Annotated in this window: 21 protein-coding genes; 13 read left to right on the top strand and 8 right to left on the bottom strand. The window is 71.2% G+C overall.

Going from position 1 to position 18,179, the window contains the following annotated elements:
- Window positions 1–11: 11 nt before the first annotated feature.
- From J7F03_RS23955 to J7F03_RS23940, 4 genes are all read right to left on the bottom strand, one after another.
- A complete protein-coding gene (locus J7F03_RS23955; protein ID WP_214952748.1) occupies window positions 12–1,001 on the bottom strand; it encodes a heme A synthase in 990 nt (329 codons plus the stop codon).
- Window positions 1,002–1,005: 4 nt separating this feature from the next.
- Window positions 1,006–2,142: a hypothetical protein gene (locus J7F03_RS23950; protein WP_214952746.1), complete on the bottom strand. Its 1,137-nt coding sequence runs from the start codon at window positions 2,140–2,142 to the stop codon at window positions 1,006–1,008.
- Between the two features lie 79 nt (window positions 2,143–2,221).
- Window positions 2,222–3,004: an ABC transporter permease gene (locus J7F03_RS23945; protein WP_214952744.1), complete on the bottom strand. Its 783-nt coding sequence runs from the start codon at window positions 3,002–3,004 to the stop codon at window positions 2,222–2,224.
- Complete coding sequence (locus tag J7F03_RS23940; protein ID WP_214952742.1) at window positions 3,001–3,927, bottom strand: ABC transporter ATP-binding protein; 927 nt, start codon at window positions 3,925–3,927, stop codon at window positions 3,001–3,003. The genes J7F03_RS23945 and J7F03_RS23940 overlap by 4 nt, the downstream gene beginning before the upstream one ends.
- A gap of 134 nt (window positions 3,928–4,061) precedes the next feature.
- On the opposite strand from J7F03_RS23940, the gene J7F03_RS23935 reads away from it, so the two are divergent.
- The 9 genes from J7F03_RS23935 to J7F03_RS23895 all read left to right on the top strand — a co-directional run bounded on the left by J7F03_RS23935 (window position 4,062) and on the right by J7F03_RS23895 (window position 11,571).
- Window positions 4,062–4,853, top strand: a complete 792-nt coding sequence (locus J7F03_RS23935; RefSeq protein ID WP_214952740.1) for a formate/nitrite transporter family protein — start codon at window positions 4,062–4,064, stop codon at window positions 4,851–4,853.
- Window positions 4,854–4,983: 130 nt separating this feature from the next.
- Entirely contained in the window at window positions 4,984–5,745 is a 762-nt protein-coding gene (locus J7F03_RS42045; RefSeq protein WP_214952737.1) for a metalloregulator ArsR/SmtB family transcription factor, read from the top strand.
- Window positions 5,742–7,157, top strand: a complete 1,416-nt coding sequence (sufB, locus tag J7F03_RS23925) for a Fe-S cluster assembly protein SufB (RefSeq protein ID WP_214952735.1) — start codon at window positions 5,742–5,744, stop codon at window positions 7,155–7,157. The genes J7F03_RS42045 and sufB overlap by 4 nt, the downstream gene beginning before the upstream one ends.
- Before the next feature lie 59 nt (window positions 7,158–7,216).
- Window positions 7,217–8,395 carry a Fe-S cluster assembly protein SufD gene (sufD, locus tag J7F03_RS23920; protein WP_214952734.1) on the top strand — a complete coding sequence of 393 codons (1,179 nt, stop codon included), beginning with the start codon at window positions 7,217–7,219 and terminating at the stop codon, window positions 8,393–8,395.
- Entirely contained in the window at window positions 8,395–8,712 is a 318-nt protein-coding gene (locus J7F03_RS23915) for a bifunctional 3-phenylpropionate/cinnamic acid dioxygenase ferredoxin subunit (protein WP_214952732.1), read from the top strand. The genes sufD and J7F03_RS23915 overlap by 1 nt, the downstream gene beginning before the upstream one ends.
- Before the next feature lie 7 nt (window positions 8,713–8,719).
- Window positions 8,720–9,487: a Fe-S cluster assembly ATPase SufC gene (gene sufC / locus J7F03_RS23910; RefSeq protein WP_007263436.1), complete on the top strand. Its 768-nt coding sequence runs from the start codon at window positions 8,720–8,722 to the stop codon at window positions 9,485–9,487.
- Window positions 9,484–10,740, top strand: a complete 1,257-nt coding sequence (locus J7F03_RS23905) for a cysteine desulfurase (protein WP_214952730.1) — start codon at window positions 9,484–9,486, stop codon at window positions 10,738–10,740. Before sufC ends, J7F03_RS23905 begins: the two co-directional genes overlap by 4 nt.
- Window positions 10,741–10,765: 25 nt before the next feature.
- Window positions 10,766–11,227, top strand: a complete 462-nt coding sequence (gene sufU / locus J7F03_RS23900; RefSeq protein WP_214952728.1) for a Fe-S cluster assembly sulfur transfer protein SufU — start codon at window positions 10,766–10,768, stop codon at window positions 11,225–11,227.
- The gene (locus tag J7F03_RS23895; RefSeq protein ID WP_214952726.1) at window positions 11,224–11,571 is read left to right on the top strand and encodes a metal-sulfur cluster assembly factor; all 348 of its coding nucleotides are present in this window, start codon (window positions 11,224–11,226) and stop codon (window positions 11,569–11,571) included. Before sufU ends, J7F03_RS23895 begins: the two co-directional genes overlap by 4 nt.
- 229 nt (window positions 11,572–11,800) lie before the next feature.
- On the opposite strand, the gene J7F03_RS23890 is transcribed toward J7F03_RS23895, so the two are convergent.
- A complete protein-coding gene (locus tag J7F03_RS23890) occupies window positions 11,801–12,685 on the bottom strand; it encodes a hypothetical protein (protein WP_214952724.1) in 885 nt (294 codons plus the stop codon).
- Window positions 12,686–12,832: 147 nt separating this feature from the next.
- Here J7F03_RS23890 and J7F03_RS23885 point away from each other — a divergent pair, with 147 nt between their 5' ends.
- Both J7F03_RS23885 and J7F03_RS23880 read left to right on the top strand, forming a co-directional pair.
- Complete coding sequence (locus J7F03_RS23885) at window positions 12,833–13,156, top strand: multidrug efflux SMR transporter (protein WP_214952722.1); 324 nt, start codon at window positions 12,833–12,835, stop codon at window positions 13,154–13,156.
- A complete protein-coding gene (locus J7F03_RS23880; protein ID WP_214952720.1) occupies window positions 13,156–13,674 on the top strand; it encodes a TetR/AcrR family transcriptional regulator in 519 nt (172 codons plus the stop codon). The genes J7F03_RS23885 and J7F03_RS23880 overlap by 1 nt, the downstream gene beginning before the upstream one ends.
- A gap of 49 nt (window positions 13,675–13,723) precedes the next feature.
- Here J7F03_RS23880 and J7F03_RS23875 read toward each other — a convergent pair whose 3' ends face one another.
- Window positions 13,724–14,602: a winged helix-turn-helix transcriptional regulator gene (locus tag J7F03_RS23875; RefSeq protein WP_214952718.1), complete on the bottom strand. Its 879-nt coding sequence runs from the start codon at window positions 14,600–14,602 to the stop codon at window positions 13,724–13,726.
- A gap of 80 nt (window positions 14,603–14,682) precedes the next feature.
- On the opposite strand from J7F03_RS23875, the gene J7F03_RS23870 reads away from it, so the two are divergent.
- Both J7F03_RS23870 and dapD read left to right on the top strand, forming a co-directional pair.
- Window positions 14,683–16,005 carry an MFS transporter gene (locus J7F03_RS23870; protein ID WP_251072394.1) on the top strand — a complete coding sequence of 441 codons (1,323 nt, stop codon included), beginning with the start codon at window positions 14,683–14,685 and terminating at the stop codon, window positions 16,003–16,005.
- A gap of 43 nt (window positions 16,006–16,048) precedes the next feature.
- Window positions 16,049–17,029, top strand: a complete 981-nt coding sequence (dapD, locus tag J7F03_RS23865; RefSeq protein WP_214952716.1) for a 2,3,4,5-tetrahydropyridine-2,6-dicarboxylate N-succinyltransferase — start codon at window positions 16,049–16,051, stop codon at window positions 17,027–17,029.
- 192 nt (window positions 17,030–17,221) lie between these two features.
- Here the strand turns inward: dapD and J7F03_RS23860 are convergent, their stop codons facing one another.
- Together J7F03_RS23860 and J7F03_RS23855 are read right to left on the bottom strand one after the other, a co-directional pair.
- Window positions 17,222–17,476 (bottom strand): hypothetical protein, encoded by a 255-nt coding sequence (locus J7F03_RS23860; RefSeq protein ID WP_214952714.1) that lies wholly within the window; start codon window positions 17,474–17,476, stop codon window positions 17,222–17,224.
- Window positions 17,477–17,659: 183 nt separating this feature from the next.
- A complete protein-coding gene (locus J7F03_RS23855) occupies window positions 17,660–18,127 on the bottom strand; it encodes a GNAT family N-acetyltransferase (RefSeq protein WP_214952712.1) in 468 nt (155 codons plus the stop codon).
- Window positions 18,128–18,179: the final 52 nt, after the last annotated feature.

The raw sequence follows: 18,179 nt of genomic DNA, 5'->3' as shown, positions 1-18,179 counted from the left end.
GCCCCGCGGGCTCAGGCGTTGGTGAGCTGGGCGTCGCCCTGGGCCGGGATCCCGGCCTGTGCCGACGGGCGCTCCCGCAGGCTCAGCGCGAGCCGGAGCACCGCGATCCACACCAGGCAGGAGCCGAGCATGTGGGCGGCGACCAGAGCCTCGGGCACCTTCGTGAAGTACTGGACGTAGCCGATGGCGCCCTGGGCGAGCAGCACGATCAGCAGGTTCCGCGCATGGGCCCGGACGTCGTCGGGGGCGTCGGCCACGCGCAGCAGCAGCCACATTGCGACGGCGAGCGCGCACACCACCCAGGCGGAGACCGCGTGCACGTGGGCGGTCGTCGCCCAGTCGAAGGGCATCCGCTTGATCTCGCTGCGGTCGCCGGCGTGCGGGCCGGAGCCGGTGACCACGGTGCCCGCCGCGATCAGTACGAGGGTGGTCGTGAGCAGCGCCCACGAGAGCCCCCGCACCGGAGCGGGCACGCGCGGGCGGGCGGGGCCGTCACCCTCGCGGGTGCGCTGCCAGGTGATCACCGTCACGGCGATCAGAGAGGTGGCGAGCAGGAAGTGACCGGCCACGCTGTAGGGGTTGAGCCCCGTCAGGACGGTGATGCCGCCGAGGACCGCGTTGCCCATCACGAGGGCGAACTGGACCCAGCCGAGCCGGGTGAGCGAGCGGCGCCACGGAACGGCGCAGCGGGCGGTGGTGATGGTCCAGCCGACGGCCGCGCAGAGCACGTACGTCAGCATGCGGTTGCCGAACTCGATGGCCCCGTGGAAGCCCTGCTCCTGGGTCACGATCAGGCTGCCGTCGGTGCACTTGGGCCAGGTGTCGCAGCCGAGACCGGATCCGGTCAGGCGCACCGCGCCGCCGGTGACGACGATGACGACGCTCATGAGCACCGCTGCGAACGCGGCCCGCTGGACGGTCCGGGGCGACGGGGTCCAACGGCGGGCGAGGTATGCGAGAGGGGTCAACACGGCCCTTATCGTACGCGGAGCCTTGTGCAAACTTTCACGAGGGGGTGGCGGCTGGGGCGTCGGGGCCGACGACCAGCCGGAACCGGGCTCCGGCGGGGTCGCCTTCGGCGTGCCACCAGACGCGGATCCGCCAATGGGCGCCGTCGCCCGGGTAGTCGGGTGATGCCGCGAAGCCCCGTACCAATTCGGACGCTACGTCCTCGGCTGTCCTGTTTCGCACTTCCGCCCCGCTACGCCAAGGATGTGGAGCGACGTTCCACAGCCCGTCGGGGCCGCGCACCTCGATCCGCCACACCGCGACCCAGGGGGTCACCTCCAGCATCGTGCGGACCTGATCGGCCTCCAGCCGCAGCCGGACGGCGATCTCCTCCTCGGCGACACCCTGGATCCGGGCGGCCACCACGGCCTGGGGCAGCAGCCGTTCGGGCAGCAGGCCGCGGGCGCGCAGGCCGGCCAGGGAGCCGAAGGCGAGGAAGCGCAGCCGCAGTTCGAGCTGGCGGCCGATGTGGTCCAGGGCCTCCTCGGCCTCCTGGGACTCATCGGAGCCCGGATCGGCGAGCAGCAGCCGGCGGAAGGCGCCCTCCGCGTCGACCGCCCAGGCCACGGACTCCTCGGCGAGGCCCAGCTCGGCGAGCCGGTCACCGAGGAAGACCTTCGCCTGCGCGAGGCCGCGCTGGTTGACGGGATCCTCCTGGTCCAGGGCCGCCCAGACCTCCACGGCGCTGCGCGTCAGGTCCCGGGCACGCTCGCCGGCCGCCCGCTCCATGGCGCTCGGACCGCTCTCGGCGCCGGGGCCGAGGGGGTGCTTGGGCAGCCGCTCCCCGTCGCTGAGCGGCCAGGACAACCAGACCCCCTGGTTGATCAGGCCGCGGGCGTACCACCGGGCGTACGTGGGGGCGTGCCCGGCGGCCTGCTGCGAGAACCGCAGCCCCTCCTCGATGGCGGCCAGGGCTCCGCCCCGGTCGCCGCCGGCGAAGCGGCGGGCCGCCAGGTCGCTCAGCCGCAGGCCCAGCCGCGCCGCGCACTCGGCGTCTCCACGGGCCGGCTCGCGCAGCGCGCCGATCAGCTCGGCCAGCAGGGCATCTGCCTCCGCGGGCGCCACCTGCGCCGCGCCCGACCGGATCCGCGCCCACTGTTCGTCCAGCCGCAGAACGGCCTCCCGCTGCGCCATGCCGCCCCCCGGCGTCTGTGGTGCGCTGTCGTGTAGACGCGCCCATCTTCCTGCCAGGGCAACGCTCAGGGGAAGGGATTCACTCCCAGCGGAAGAGGCGCCCAGCGGCGCCCAGACCGAGTACGGCCCAGCCCGCGAGGACGGCCACGTCGCCCCACGGCAGCGCGGCCCCGTGCTGGAGTACCTCGCGCAGTCCGTCGGAGAGCGCCGAGATCGGCAGCAGCCCGAGGACGGTCTGCGCCGCCTCCGGGAACTTGTCCATAGGCACGATCACCCCGCCGCCGACCAGCAGCAGCAGGAAGACCAGGTTGGCGGCGGCCAGCGTCGCCTCGGCCTTGAGCGTGCCCGCCATCAGCAGGCCGAGCCCGGAGAAGGCGGCGGTGCCGAGCAGGACCAGGGCGGCGACCGACAGCGGGTTCCCGTGCGGGGACCAGCCCAGCGCCAGGGCGATCACCGTCAGCAGGGCGATCTGGAGCACCTCGGTGACCAGCACCGACAGGGTCTTGGCCGCCATCAGCGCCCAGCGCGGCAGCGGCGAGGCCCCGAGCCGCTTGAGGACCCCGTAGCGGCGGTCGAAGCCGGTGGCGATGGCCTGGCCGGTGAAGGCGGTGGACATCACGGCGAGCGCCAGGATGCCGGGGGCGAGGAAGTCCACGGACTTCTGCGCACCGCCCTCTTCCACGGGCACGGTGATGATGTCCACGGTGGAGAAGAGGGTCAGCAGCAGCGCCGGGATGATCACGGTCAGCAGCAGCTGCTCGCCGTTGCGCAGGAGCATCCGCGTCTCCAGCGCGGTCTGCGCGAGGATCATGCGGGACACGGGCGCGGCCCCCGGGCTGGGGGTGAACGTACCGGCGCTCATGCGCGCAGCTCCTTACCGGTCAGCTCGAGGAAAACGTCTTCGAGGGTGTGCCGCTCCACCGAGAGGCTGTCCGGCATCACCCCGTGCTGCGCGCACCAGGAGGCGACGGTGGCCAGCAGCTGCGGGTCGACGTCGCCGACGACCCGGTAGACGCCGGGGGTGAGCTCGGCGGCCTGGGTGCCGTCGGGCAGGGCTTTGAGCAGCGAGGCGACGTCGAGGGCGGGGCGGCCGGTGAAGCGCAGGGTGTTCTCGGCTCCGCCGCGGCACAGCAGGTCGGGGGTGCCGTGGGCGATGACCTTGCCGGAGTCGATGATGGCGACCTCGTCCGCGAGCTGCTCGGCCTCGTCCATGTGGTGGGTGGTGAGGACGACGCAGACCCCGTCGGCGCGCAGTTCCCGTACGAGGTCCCAGGTCGCGCGGCGGGCCTGCGGGTCGAGGCCGGCGGTCGGCTCGTCCAGGAAGACCAGCTCGGGGCGGCCCACGACGGCCATGGCGAGGGCCAGGCGCTGCTGCTGGCCGCCGGAGAGCCGGCGGTAGGCGGTGCGGCCGCAGCCGCCGAGGCCGAGGCGTTCCACCAGGGAGGCCACGTCGAGCGGGTCGGAATAGAGCTTCGCCATGTGGCTCAGCATCTCCACGGCCCGGGCGCCGGAGTAGACCCCGCCGGACTGGAGCATGACGCCGATGCGGGGGCGCAGGGCGTCGGCCTGGGTGACGGGGTCGAGGCCGAGGACGCGGACGGATCCGGCGTCGGGGCGGCGGTAGCCCTCGCAGGTTTCCACAGTGGTCGTCTTGCCCGCGCCGTTGGGACCCAGGACTGCGGTGACCGAGGCCCTGCGGACGGTGAGGTCCAGGCCGTCCACCGCTGTTCTGGGGCCGTACCGCTTCACCAGTCCGCGGATTTCCACGGCGGGGTCTTTGCTCATGGGGGTTGAGTCTACGGAGCGGGGAGAAGTCCCCGGGGCGGGGTCGTAGGTCCCGCCCCCGAAGGGTTGTCGACCTGCGCTTTCATGACCTTTTCGCAGGCCTCGGGCACGGGTGGCGGCCGTAGCGTCGAATGGTGAACAGCATCGCTCAGAACGTCGAAGCCACCTCGGGGCAGGCCGAGCGCAAGGCCCACGACCTCGGGCCTCCGCCCCGGTACTTCGTTTCGGCGATGCTCGCGGGCGCCTACATAGGCATCGGCGAGGTGCTGCTCCTCGTGGCGATCTCGCCGTTCGTGGCCCAGGGCTCGGCGGCTGTGAAGCTGCTGGAGGGCGCGGTCTTCCCGATCGCGCTGACGATCGTGATGTTCGCCGGAGCGCAGCTCTTCACCAGCAACGTGATGGTCATGCTCGTCGGCGCCCTGTCCGGGCGGACCGGCCCCAAGGACCTGGCCCTGTCCTGGGCGCTCTCGCTGTCCGGCAACCTGGCCGGGGCCTTCGCCTTCGGCGCCATGGTGCACGCCTCGGGGGTGACCTCCTCGCCCTCCGCGCGGGCCATGCTCACCGAGATGGTCCACGCGAAGACGGAGCTCGGCGGGGGTCAGCTGTTCTGGCGCGCGGTGCTCTGCAACATGCTCGTCTGCCTGGCCATCTGGATGTTCACCCGAGCCCGCGGCGATGCCGCCAAGATCTTCGTGCTGTGGCTGCCCGTGGCCGTCTTCGTCGCGGTCGGATTCGAACACTGCGTGGCGAACATGGCCCTTTTCAGCCTCGCGATCCTGGATGGCTCAGCGGGCTCCGGTGATCTTTTCCGGAATCTGATGTTCACCGTGCCGGGGAACATCGTGGGCGGAGGATTGCTGGTGGGAGCCGTTTACTGGTTCACCGGCGGGGCGCTGCGCGAGGGCGGGGAGACCGCTCCCCTTTAGACGTCCTTTAGGGAGCCCTGCATAAATAAGGTAACCCTTAGTGATGGAGGCCACGAGAGGTGGTCTCCATCACGGCTTGTCGGGCGCCGACTAATTACGCAACAATGGCGTTGTGAAATACGGCGAACGGATGAGCGAGGCCTCCCAGGGCGAACTCGCGACCGGTGAGCGGTCAACCCGCAACCGGGTCGCGCGGTCGATCCTGGACCACGGTCCCTCCACCGTCGCCGACCTCGCACAGCGCCTCGGCCTCACCCAGGCCGCCGTTCGCCGCCACCTCGACACGCTCGTCGCCGACGACGTGGTCGCACCCCGTGAGCAGCGCGTGTACGGCGCGCGCACCCGGGGTCGGCCCGCCAAGGTCTTCGCGCTGACCGACTGCGGCCGGGACGCCTTCGACCAGTCCTACGACACGCTCGCCGCGGACGCCATGCGCTGGATCGCGCAGGCCGCCGGCGGGGGCGTGCAGGGAGAGGCGGCGGTGGCCGCCTTCGCGAAGGCGCGACTGGCGGCGCAGGCGGAGACTTACCGGGAAGCCGTGGAGGCGGCCAACCCTGAAAGTCGGACCGAGGCCCTTGCCAAGGCGTTGACCGGAGACGGGTACGCTGCTACGGCGAAGAGCGCTCCCGGTCCGCACAGCGGTGAACAGCTCTGCCAGCACCACTGCCCGGTCGCACACGTCGCCGAGCAGTTCCCGCAGCTCTGCGAGGCGGAGACCGAGGTCTTCTCCCGTCTGCTCGGGACGCATGTGCAGCGCCTCGCCACGATCGCCCACGGCGACGGGGTGTGCACGACGTTCATTCCGCGCAGCGGAAGCGGCGCCGTTGCCACAGGCGCGACACAGACCGACACATCAGTATCTGCAAGCACGGCCGGGAGGAACCCCGCATGACCACGGAGATTGCTCACCCTGAGCTCGATGGCCTGGGCACCTACGAATACGGCTGGGCCGACTCCGACGCGGCCGGTTCGGCTGCCAAGCGGGGTCTGTCCGAAGAGGTCGTCCGCGACATCTCGGCGAAGAAGTCCGAGCCGGAGTGGATGCTGAACCTCCGTCTCAAGGGCCTCAAGCTGTTCGGCAAGAAGCCCATGCCCAACTGGGGTTCCGACCTCTCGGGCATCGACTTCGACAATATCAAGTACTTCGTGCGTTCCACCGAGAAGCAGGCCGCTTCGTGGGAGGAACTGCCGGAGGACATCAAGAACACGTACGACAGGCTCGGCATCCCGGAGGCGGAGAAGCAGCGCCTCGTCGCCGGTGTCGCGGCCCAGTACGAGTCCGAGGTCGTCTACCACCAGATCCGTGAGGACCTGGAGGAGCAGGGCGTCATCTTCCTCGACACGGACACCGCGCTCAAGGAGCACCCGGAGCTCTTCCAGGAGTACTTCGGCACGGTCATCCCGGTCGGCGACAACAAGTTCGCGTCGCTGAACACCGCCGTGTGGTCGGGCGGCTCGTTCATCTACGTGCCCAAGGGCGTCAAGGTCGACATCCCGCTCCAGGCCTACTTCCGTATCAACACGGAGAACATGGGCCAGTTCGAGCGGACGCTGATCATCGTCGACGAGGACGCCTACGTCCACTACGTCGAGGGCTGCACCGCCCCGATCTACTCCTCGGACTCGCTGCACAGCGCCGTGGTCGAGATCATCGTGAAGAAGGGCGGCCGCTGCCGCTACACGACGATCCAGAACTGGTCGAACAACGTCTACAACCTGGTCACCAAGCGCGCCGTGGCGTACGAGGGCGCGACCATGGAGTGGATCGACGGCAACATCGGTTCCAAGGTCACCATGAAGTACCCGGCCGTCTACCTGATGGGCGAGCACGCCAAGGGCGAGACCCTCTCCATCGCCTTCGCGGGCGAGGGCCAGCACCAGGACGCCGGCTCCAAGATGGTCCACATGGCGCCGAACACCTCCTCGAACATCGTCTCCAAGTCGGTGGCCCGAGGCGGCGGCCGCACCTCCTACCGAGGCCTCGTCGAGATCGGCGAAGGCGCCCACGGCTCCAAGTCCAACGTGCTGTGCGACGCCCTCCTGGTCGACACCATCTCCCGCTCGGACACCTACCCCTACGTGGACGTCCGCGAGGACGACGTGTCCATGGGCCACGAGGCGACCGTCTCCAAGGTCTCCGACGACCAGCTCTTCTACCTGATGAGCCGCGGTCTGACGGAGTTCGAGGCCATGGCGATGATCGTGCGCGGCTTCGTCGAGCCGATCGCACGCGAACTGCCGATGGAGTACGCGCTGGAGCTGAACCGGCTGATCGAGCTGCAGATGGAAGGTTCGGTCGGCTAGTCCCGGCCCGCCCGACGTCCCACAGCAGATTCATTTAGGAAGAGAGCAACACGACAGCCATGGCTGAGGCTCAGAACATTCCGGCGGGCTCCACCACCGCCGGCGCGATCGCGGTGGCCGCCGAGTCCACCGTCGCCACCCGGATGAGCGCACCCCCGTCCTTCGACGTGGCGGACTTCCCCGTCCCCCACGGCCGCGAGGAGGAGTGGCGCTTCACCCCGATGGCGCGCCTGCGTGGTCTGCACGACGGCACCGCGGTCGCCAACGGCACCATGAAGGCCCAGATCGACGCGCCCGAGGGCGTCACGGTCGAGTCCGTGGAGCGCGGCGACGCACGCATCGGCAAGGCCGGCGTCCCGGTGGACCGGATCGCCGCCCAGGCGTTCTCGTCCTTCGCCAAGGCCACGGTCGTCACCGTGCCCAAGGAGACCGTGCTGACCGAGCCCGTGCGCGTCTCGCTGCACGGCGAGGGCGGCACGACCTTCGGCCACACGGTCTTCGACGTGCAGGCCTTCGCCGAGGCCGTCATCATCATCGACCACACCGGTGACGGCGTGCGCGCCGCCAACGTCGACTTCCTCGTCGGCGATGGCGCCAAGCTCACCGTCGTGTCCGTGCAGGACTGGGACGACACCGCCGTCCACTGCTCCCAGCACAACGCGCTGATCGGCCGGGACGCGACCTTCAAGTCGATCGTCGTCACCTTCGGCGGCGACCTCGTCCGCCTGCACCCGCGCGTGAACTACGCGGGCCCCGGCGGCGAGGCCGAGCTCCTCGGCCTGTACTTCACGGACGCCGGCCAGCACCAGGAGCACCGCCTCCTGGTCGACCACAAGGCCCCGCACTGCAAGTCGCACGTGGTCTACAAGGGTGCGCTGCAGGGCGACGGCGCCCACGCCGTCTGGATCGGTGACGTCCTCATCGAGAAGACCGCCGAGGGCACCGACACCTACGAGATGAACCGCAACCTCGTCCTCACGGACGGCGCGCGGGTCGACTCGGTGCCGAACCTGGAGATCGAGACCGGCGAGATCGTCGGCGCCGGCCACGCCTCCGCGACCGGCCGCTTCGACGATGAGCAGCTGTTCTACCTGCAGTCCCGCGGCATCGCGGCTGACGACGCCCGCCGCCTGGTCGTCCGCGGCTTCTTCGCCGAGCTCGTCCACCAGATCGGTGTCGCCGACATCGAGGAGCGCCTGCTCTCCAAGATCGAGACCGAGCTCCAGGGTTCCGTCTGATGACTTACGTCAAGGCCTGTGCGCTGAGCGAGCTGGAGGAGAACACCCCCAAGCGGGTGGAACTCGACGGCACGCCGGTGTCCATCGTGTCCGCCGAGGGGGAGGTGTTCGCGATCAACGACATCTGCTCGCACGCGAACGTCTCGCTCTCGGAGGGCGAGGTCGAAGACTGCATGATCGAGTGCTGGCTGCACGGCTCGGCCTTCGACCTGCGCACCGGCAAGCCGTCCGGTCTGCCCGCGACGCGCCCCGTACCCGTATACCCCGTAAAGATCGAAGGGGACGACGTGCTCGTCTCCCTCACCCAGGAGTCCTGAGGTATCCATGGCAACGCTTGAAATCCACGACCTGCACGTCTCCGTCGAGGCCGAGAACGGCGCCCGCGAGATCCTCAAGGGCGTCGACCTCACCGTCAAGCAGGGTGAGACGCACGCCATCATGGGTCCGAACGGCTCCGGCAAGTCCACGCTGGCGTACTCGCTGGCCGGTCACCCGAAGTACACCATCACCGGTGGCACCGTGACCCTCGACGGCGAAGACGTCCTGGAGATGTCCGTCGACGAGCGCGCCCGCGCCGGCGTCTTCCTCGCCATGCAGTACCCGGTCGAGGTCCCCGGCGTCTCGGTTTCCAACTTCCTGCGTACGTCGGCCACCGCCATCCGCGGCGAGGCGCCGAAGCTGCGTACCTGGGTGAAGGAGGTCAAGTCCGCCATGGAGCAGCTCCAGATGGACCCGGCCTTCGCCGAGCGCAACGTCAACGAGGGCTTCTCCGGCGGCGAGAAGAAGCGCCACGAGATCCTGCAGCTGGAGCTCCTGAAGCCGAAGATCGCGATCCTCGACGAGACCGACTCCGGCCTCGACGTCGACGCCCTGCGCCAGGTCTCCGAGGGCGTCAACCGCGTCCGCGCGACCGGTGAGGTCGGCACCCTGCTGATCACGCACTACACGCGCATCCTCCGCTACATCAAGCCCGACTTCGTCCACGTCTTCTCCGAAGGCCGCATCGTCGAGTCCGGCGGCGCCGAGCTCGCCGACAAGCTGGAGGCGGAAGGCTACGAGTCGTACAGCACGAAGGGTGGCGCGACCGCGTGACACAGCTGCCTGGCCTCCTCGACATCGAGGCGATCCGCAAGGACTTCCCCCTGCTGGATCGTGTGGTCCACGACGGGAAGAAGATCGTTTACCTGGACAACGCGGCGACTTCGCAGAAGCCGCGCCAGGTGCTCGACGCGCTGAACGAGTACTACGAGCAGCACAACGCCAACGTCCACCGCGGCGTGCACGTGCTCGCCGAGGAGGCCACGGCGCTGTACGAGGGCGCCCGCGACAAGGTCGCCGCCTTCATCAACGCACCGAGCCGCAACGAGGTGATCTTCACCAAGAACGCCTCGGAGTCGCTCAACCTGGTCGCGAACATGCTCGGCTGGGCCGACGAGCCCTACCGGGTCGACAGCGACACCGAGATCGCCATCACGGAGATGGAGCACCACTCCAACATCGTCCCGTGGCAGCTGCTCGCGCAGCGCACCGGCGCGAAGCTGAAGTGGTTCGGCCTCACCGACGACGGCCGGCTCGACCTGTCCAACATGGAAGAGGTCATCACGGAGAAGACGAAGATCGTCTCCTTCACGCTGGTCTCCAACATCATGGGCACGGTCAACCCGGTCGAGGCGATCGTCCGCCGCGCGCAGGACGTCGGCGCCCTGGTGCTGATCGACGCCTCGCAGGCCGCTCCGCACATGCCGCTGGACGTACAGGCGCTCGGCGCCGACTTCGTGGCCTTCACCGGCCACAAGATGTGCGGCCCGACCGGCATCGGCGTCCTCTGGGGACGCCAGGAGCTGCTGGAGGACCTGCCTCCGTTCCTCGGCGGCGGCGAGATGATCGAGACCGTGTCGATGCACGCCTCGACCTACGCCCCGGCGCCCCACAAGTTCGAGGCCGGTACGCCCCCGATCGCCCAGGCCGTCGGCCTCGGCGCGGCCGTGGACTACCTGACCGCGATCGGCATGGACAAGATCGCCGCGCACGAGCACGCGATCACCGAGTACGCGATCAAGCGGCTCGCGGAGGTCCCGGACCTGCGGATCATCGGCCCCACCACGGCCGAGGACCGCGGCGCCGCGATCTCCTTCGTCCTCGGCGACATCCACCCGCACGACGTGGGCCAGGTACTGGACGAGCAGGGCATCGCGGTCCGCGTGGGTCACCACTGCGCCCGCCCGGTCTGCCTCCGGTACGGAATTCCGGCGACGACGCGAGCGTCTTTCTATCTGTACTCCTCTCCGGCCGAGGTCGACGCACTGATCGACGGGCTGGAGCACGTACGGAACTTCTTCGGATAAGACGCGACGAGGGCGACGAGGGCCAGTGAAGCTGGAATCGATGTACCAGGAACTGATCCTGGACCACTACAAGCACCCGCGCGGGCGAGGCCTGCGCGACGGCGACGCCGAGGTGCACCACGTCAACCCGACGTGCGGTGACGAGATCACCCTGCGCGTGAAGTACGACGGCGAGACGCTCACGGACGTCTCGTACGAAGGCCAGGGCTGCTCCATCAGCCAGGCCGGCGCGTCGATACTGAACGAGCTGCTCGTCGGCAAGGAGCTGGGCGAGGCGCGGAAGATCCAGGAAGTGTTCCTGGAGCTGATGCAGTCCAAGGGCAAGATCGAGCCCGACGAGGCCATGGAGGAGGTGCTGGAGGACGCGGTCGCGTTCGCCGGCGTCTCCAAGTATCCGGCCCGGGTGAAGTGTGCTCTGCTGAGCTGGATGGCGTGGAAGGACGCGACCGCCCAGGCACTGGGCGACGCCGAGAGGAAGACGGCATGACCGAGAACGCGACGCCCGAAGCGGCGTCGATCAAGCCGGCCACCGAGGAAGAGGTCCGTGAGGCCCTCTACGACGTGGTCGACCCCGAGCTGGGCATCGACGTCGTCAACCTGGGCCTGATCTACGGCATCCACGTCGACGACGCGAACATCGCCACCCTCGACATGACGCTCACCTCGGCGGCCTGCCCGCTGACGGACGTCATCGAGGACCAGGCGAAGTCGGCGACGGAGGGCATCGTCAACGAACTGCGCATCAACTGGGTCTGGATGCCGCCGTGGGGCCCGGACAAGATCACGGACGACGGCCGCGAGCAGCTGCGCGCGCTCGGGTTCAACGTCTGATCCCCATGTGATCCGAGCGTGACGGCCGTCCGACGGCCGAGTGAACACAGGACCCCCGGCACGGGTGTGCCGGGGGTCCTCTGTTTTCCCCTCCGATGGGCCGCGTGTACCGGTAGTCGGCCATGGTGGCCGAATCCTCGCGACAGCGGCTCCGCCGACCTGCACGGGGACGGCACCGAGGCCAAGGACCTCACGCACCCGGAGTGCAAGAAGGCGCGGGCGGCCCGGTTCACGCTGAACCGAGCTCCTCGCGCTGCCTGTCGAGCTCGGCCGCCAGGCCCTCGCGGCGGATCCGCCGGTCTGCGTAGACCAGGCCGGCGGTGAGCTGCGGGAAGCAGAGCAGCAGCGTCTGCGCGACCGTCCCGCCGAGTGCGGCGAGGGCCGCGTGGACGCCGCCGCCGTCGAGCGCCGGGAGCAGGCTGAGGGCGCCGGCGAAGGCGAAGGGCAGCCGGACCGCGTACGCCGTCCCGGCCGTGAGGGCCGCGGCGAGCGCGGTGATGCCGAGCGTGCGCCACCAACTCCCGCGCACCAGGCGGGCCGAGCGGCGCAGGGCGGCGATCGGGCCGAGGGACTCGTACGCGGCGGCTGTCGGCGCGAGGGCGAAGAGGACGCCGAGTCCGAGCGCGGCCGGGAGGGTGGCCGCCGCCAGGAGCGGTGGCAGCCCGGCGGCCAGGACGGCCGCGCCCGGTCCGGCGACGGCGGCCAGGACCAGCAGTTGGGCGCCGAGGACGGCGGCGTAGCGGGGGAGCGCGGCGCGCAGCAGCGCTACGACGGTGGCGGGCCGGCCGAGGACGGCCCGCTGGAGCGCGGCGGTGCTGACGGCGGCGGCGAGCGCGCAGGTCAGCAGGGCGCCGAGGGCGGCGGCGGGCACGAGCGCTGCGACCGGCCGGGCGTGCAGCGCGAGGGCGGCCCCGGTGGCCGCGGCGACGAGCAGCAGCGCGGCGAGCTGGCCGAGGAACATGGCGGCGACGAGCCGGATCCCGTACCGGGCGAGGGCGGCGAAGGCGCCGCCGAGTATGTCGCCCGTTCTCAGGGGCCGCGGGGATATCACGCCGGGCCGGGGCGGCTCGGGTGGCAGCGGGCCGCCGCCCCAGTGGGTCCATCGCTCGGCCATCGGATCCCCGTCTCGTCGTCGGCCCCGTCGGTGGCCCGCCCTCGGCCGCCCTCGGTCGCGGCCGACACCGTAGCCGCCGGCGCGGGGGAAGTCCTGCGGAAACGCAGATGTGTACAGGTGTCCACAACGATGTGTACTCTTGTACGCATGCCCTACGTACTGCTTGCCGCCGCCATCGCCGCCGAGGTCGCCGGGACTACCGCCATGAAGTTCAGCGACGGCTTCACGAGGCTGTGGCCCTCGCTGCTCACGGTCGTGGGGTACGTCATAGCCTTCTCGCTGCTCGCGCAGACGCTGAAGTCGATGTCGGTCGGCACGGCGTACGCGATCTGGGCCGGCGTCGGCACGGCGGCGATCGCCGGCATCGGCATGGTCTTCATGGGGGAGGCCGCGACCGCCGCGAAGATCGGCGGGATCGCCCTGGTGATCGCCGGGGTCGTCCTGCTGAACCTCGGCGGGACGACGCACTGATGGCCCGCCGGTACGACCCCGACCGCAGGCAGCGCATCATCGACGCGGCGATCCGGGTGGTCGGCGCGAAGGGCATCGCGGGGCTGAGCCACCGGAGCGCGGCGGCGGAGGCGGACGTCCCGCTCGGGTCCACGACCTACCACTTCGCGACCCTGGACGACCTCCTGGTGGCGGCGCTGCGGCAGGCGAACGAGGCGTTCACACCGACACTGCCCCCCGGGGCGGACCTGGCCGAGTCGCTGGCGCGGCTGCTGGGCGAGCTGCTGACCGGGGATCGGGCGCGGGCGGAGCTGGAGTACGAGCTCTACCTGGCCGCACTGCGCCGCCCGGCGCTGCGCCCGGTGGCGGCGCAGTGGTACGAGGCCGTCGCCGCCGCCCTGTCGGACCGGGTGGACCCGGGGACGGCGCGGGCGTTGGTGGCGGTGATGGACGGGCTCAGCCTGCAGGTGCTGCTGACGGGCGCGCAGTTCGACGAGGCGTACGCGAGGGAGATCCTCGGGCGGGTGCTGCGGGCCTGAGGGCGGGGGCCCGGGTTGCCGGGCGCGGCTACCGTGTCGCCGGGCGCGGCTACCGTGTCGCCGCGCGGACGGTTTCGAGCGCGGACGCCACGCTCGCCTCGATGTCCCGGATCGGGTACAGGACCTCGCGGACCGTCCGGTCCCGGTCCACGACCAGCGTCAGCCGCTTCAGCCGGCTGACGCCCCCCGCCCGGAAGGTCGGCAGCCGCAGCGCCGCCACGAGCCCGAGCTCCGCGTCCGAGAGCAGCGGGAAGCGCAGCCCCTCGGCCCGCGCGAACTCCAGCTGCTCGTCCGGCCGTTGCGTCGAGACCCCGTGCACCGCCGCGCCCGCCGCGGTGAACTCCGCCAACTGGTCCCGGTAGGTGCACGATTCGAGGGTGCATCCCCGGGCCCCGGGGATCCCGGCCCACCCCGGCGGGTAGGACTCGGCCCGGACGTAGGCGCCCGGGAAGCAGTACAGGACGGTGAAGGGCGTGTCCGCCACCGGGTCGCGGAGCTCGCCGAAACGGTCCGGCAGCAACAGCTCCGGCAGCCGGGTGCCGCGCAGCGCGTGGACCCGTACCGCCTCCCGTGAGGCCTCTCCCGTGGTCGCCGTCATCTCTCCCTCTCCCAGGACCCAGGTGTCTCCCCAGTCCTGGAGGGCCACCAGGACCGGCAGCAGCCCCCGCCCGCGCGGGGTCAGCCGGTACTCGTGCCGCACCGGACGCTCCTGGTACGGCTCCCGTGTGAGCACACCCGCCTCGACCAGCAGTTTCAGCCGCTCGGCCAGCACTTTGCGAGACATGCCCAGCTCGCGCTGGAACTCGTCGAAGCGGTGCACGCCGCGCGCGGCGTCGCGCACGATCAGCAGCGTCCACCAGTCGCCCACGACGTCGAGGGCCTGGGCGATGGAGCAGTCCGCCTGATCGAGGTGGGTGCGCTGGGCCATGGCACTCCTTTGTCCGTTGCCCCGAGGCTGTCATGCTGGCATAGTGCGTTCCCAAAGGAAACTTACTCGGGGCGGTCGTGCTGCAGGGGTTCAAGGACGTGCCGAGAGCGGTCTGGCTGCTCTCGGCGGGCGTATTCGTCAACGCCGTCGCCAGCTTCACCTTCATCTTCGTCTTCGTGTACCTGACCGGCCCGCGCGGCCTCTCGGCCACCGAGGCCGGGCTGATCACCGGAATCGGCGGCGTCGGCCTGATCGCCGGCAACTTCACCGGCGGCTGGTACGGAGACCGCTACGGCCACCGACGCGTGCTGCTCACCGCCTCCACCCTGGCCGGCGGCGCGCTCGTCCTCCTGCCGCCCCTGCCCACCGCCGCGCTCTACGCGGCCCTGCCGCTGGCCCAGTACGCCCTCGGGGTGATCCGCTCCGCCAACTCGGCGCTCGTCGCGGTCATCGTCCCCGAGGGGGCCCGCCGCCAGGCCTTCGCCGTCGTCCGCTGCGTCTCCAACGGCGGCTTCACCCTCGGACCGCCGCTCGGCGCGCTGGTCGCGACGGGGCTCTCCTACGACTGGCTCTTCGTCGCAGACGGAATCGGAACCCTCTGCTTCGCCCTGTGGACCGCCCGCGTCGTCCCGGCGCGCGGCGCGGCGCGCACCCCCGCCGCGGCCCCGGACGGGGGTCTGGGCCGCGGCGTGTGGGGGGAGCTCCGGGCCAGGCCCGCCGTCCTCGTCCTGCTGGGCGCGATCCTGGTCGTCGACGTCGTCTACCGCCAGCAGTACTCGACCTTCCCGGTCTTCCTCGCCGACCACGGCCTCGACACCGGCGTCTACGGGCTGATCATCGCCCTCAACGGAGCCGTCATCCTCGTCCTCGAACTGCCGGCCGCCGTCGCCCTGCGCGCCCGCCCTCCGCTGCGCGTCGTCGGATCCGGGCTGCTGCTCGTCGGCGCCGGATACGGGGCGCTGCTGCTCGGGGCCGGGATCGGGGCCGCCGCCCTGATGATGGTGCTGGTCAGCCTCGGCGAGATCCTCTACAAGACCACCGCCACCGCCTACGTCGCCGACCAGGCGCCCGCACACGCCATCGGGCGGTTCCAGAGCCTGTACGCGGGGGTCTCGGTCAGCGGTGTCGTACTCGGCGCGCCGCTCGGCGGAGCGCTGTACTCCGCCGCACCCGGGCTGTTGTGGCCGCTGTGCGCGGCGCTGGCGGCGGGGGCGGGCGGGGTGGTGCTGTGGATGTCGGCGCGGTCGCCGCGGGAGGCGGGGCCGGTCGCCGGGGGAGAGGCGGCGACGGGCGGGGCGGTGGCGACGGGCGGGGCGGTGGCGGCCGCGGCGGTCGCGGCGGGAGTGGCGGCGGCGGACACCCCCGCGGGACACGGCGCGACACGACCCGCGCCCGGCACATGAGACCGGTTCGCGACCGCGGGCCGTCGCCGGTTAGGTTTTGGACATGACTGCTACGCGTACCACCGGCGCCGTCGCCGCCGGACTTGCCACCATCACCGCCGACGGCACCGTCCTCGACACCTGGTTCCCCGCCCCCCAGCTGGTCGCCGAGCCCGGCCCGGCCGGCACCGAGCGGCTCACCGCCGAACAGGCCGCGGAGCTGCTGGGCGCCACCGCGCCGAAGGCGATCCGCCAGGACGCCGTCCGCGGCGTCGAGGTCGTAGCCGTCCGCACCGTGATCGCCTCCCTGGAGGACAAGCCGCTGGACGCGCACGACGCGTACCTGCGCCTGCACCTGCTCAGCCACCGCCTGGTCAAGCCGCACGGCCAGAACCTGGACGGCGTCTTCGGCCTGCTGGCCAACGTCGCCTGGACCTCGCTGGGCCCCGTCGCGGTCGACCAGGTCGAGACGGTCCGCCTCAACGCCCGCGCCGAGGGCCTGCACCTCCAGGTCACCTCGATCGACAAGTTCCCGCGGATGACGGACTACGTCGCCCCCAAGGGCGTGCGCATCGCCGACGCGGACCGGGTCCGCCTGGGCGCGCACCTCGCCGAGGGCACCACCGTGATGCACGAGGGCTTCGTCAACTTCAACGCCGGCACGCTGGGCACCTCCATGGTCGAGGGCCGCATCTCGGCGGGCGTCGTGGTCGGCGACGGCTCCGACATCGGCGGCGGCGCCTCCACGATGGGCACCCTGTCGGGCGGCGGCAAGCAGATCATCTCGATCGGCGAGCGCACCCTCATCGGCGCCGAGGCGGGCGTGGGCATCGCGCTGGGCGACGAGTGCGTCGTCGAGGCCGGCCTCTACGTGACCGCGGGCACCCGCGTCACCCTGCCGGACGGCCAGATCGTCAAGGCCCTGGAGCTCTCGGGCGCCGACAACATCCTCTTCCGCCGCAACTCGGTCACCGGTGCCGTCGAGGCCCGCCCTTACAAGGCGGCCTGGGGCGGCCTGAACGAGATCCTCCACAGCCACAACTGACCCTCCGCCCCGGACCTTCCCGGCCCGGAACGCGACAGCGCCCTCCCGCCCCGAACGGGGGCGGGAGGGCGCTGTGCGTGCCGGAACGCCGTCCAGGGGGAATTCCCGTCGCCTCGACCTGGGGAACGTCCTCCCCACCCGAGCGGGGGAGGGGGTTCGCCTGCGGGGCCGTGGCGGACGCGTGCGGTCCGGTCAGTGCAGGGGGATCGTGCGGACCAGGCCGGCGAAGGCCTGCTGCTCCGCCTCGGTCAGCTCGACCGTTTCCAGCGGGTGGGCGGCGGAGCCGCGTTGGGCCGGGATCACCGCGAGGCCTTCGAAGGCACCTGGCTCCGGGTGGTGGAAGCGGCTGTCCCACAGCATGTGGCAGAGGCCGACGACCCAGACGAGAGCGGCCACGAGCAGGACGGCGATGCCGATTTCCTGTGCGAGGGAAATGGAGGGGAACACGCGGTCCTCCCAAGGAGTGCGGTACATGATCGGGCGTGGGGACACTCAACACCAGAACCGCCCGAATGGGTAGGGATGTGCTGAGCGTCACGCCAGGGTCGAAGGTCCCGATTTCGCCCCATGGGAGTCCTCGCCGGGCGTCCCGGCCGCGTGCCGCCATGGCGGGTGACAGGGCCGCCAGGGCTACGCCAGCGGGAGCTTGAAGCCCTCGTGGCTCCGGGCGAAGCCCAGCCGTTCGTAGAAGCGGTGCGCGTCGCGCCGCAGCTTGTTGCTGGTCAGCTGCATCAGCCCGCAGCCGCGCTCGCGGGCCCGGTCCACCGCCAGCTCCATCAGGCGGGCTCCGAGTCCTCCGCCCCGCCGGTCCGCCCGGATCCGTACCGCCTCCACGAGCGCCCGCTCCCGCCCGCCCTGACCGAGGCCCGGGATGTACGTCAGCTGCAGGCAGCCCAGGACGGCCCCGTCCTCCACGAGGACCAGCATCTCGTTGCGGGCGTCCGCCTCGATCGCGGCGAAGGCCCGCTCGTGGGCCTCGGTGACCTCGGTGACCCGGGGAAGCTCTGGGACCTCGGGGGCCGCGGCCGCGTCGTCGTCCTGGGCGAGCAGGGCGAGTACGGCGGGCAGGTCCTGGCGCGTCGCGGTACGGAAGATCATGCCGGGATTGTGTCAAAGGGGCCGGGCGGCGGGGCGGTTTCTAGGGATCGTC

It is taken from the genome of Streptomyces sp. ISL-43 (assembly GCF_018614195.1).
Lineage (GTDB): Bacteria > Actinomycetota > Actinomycetes > Streptomycetales > Streptomycetaceae > Streptomyces.
The sequence above is the reverse complement of the archived record's forward strand: the minus strand, read 5'-3'. Positions and strand labels throughout refer to the sequence as shown.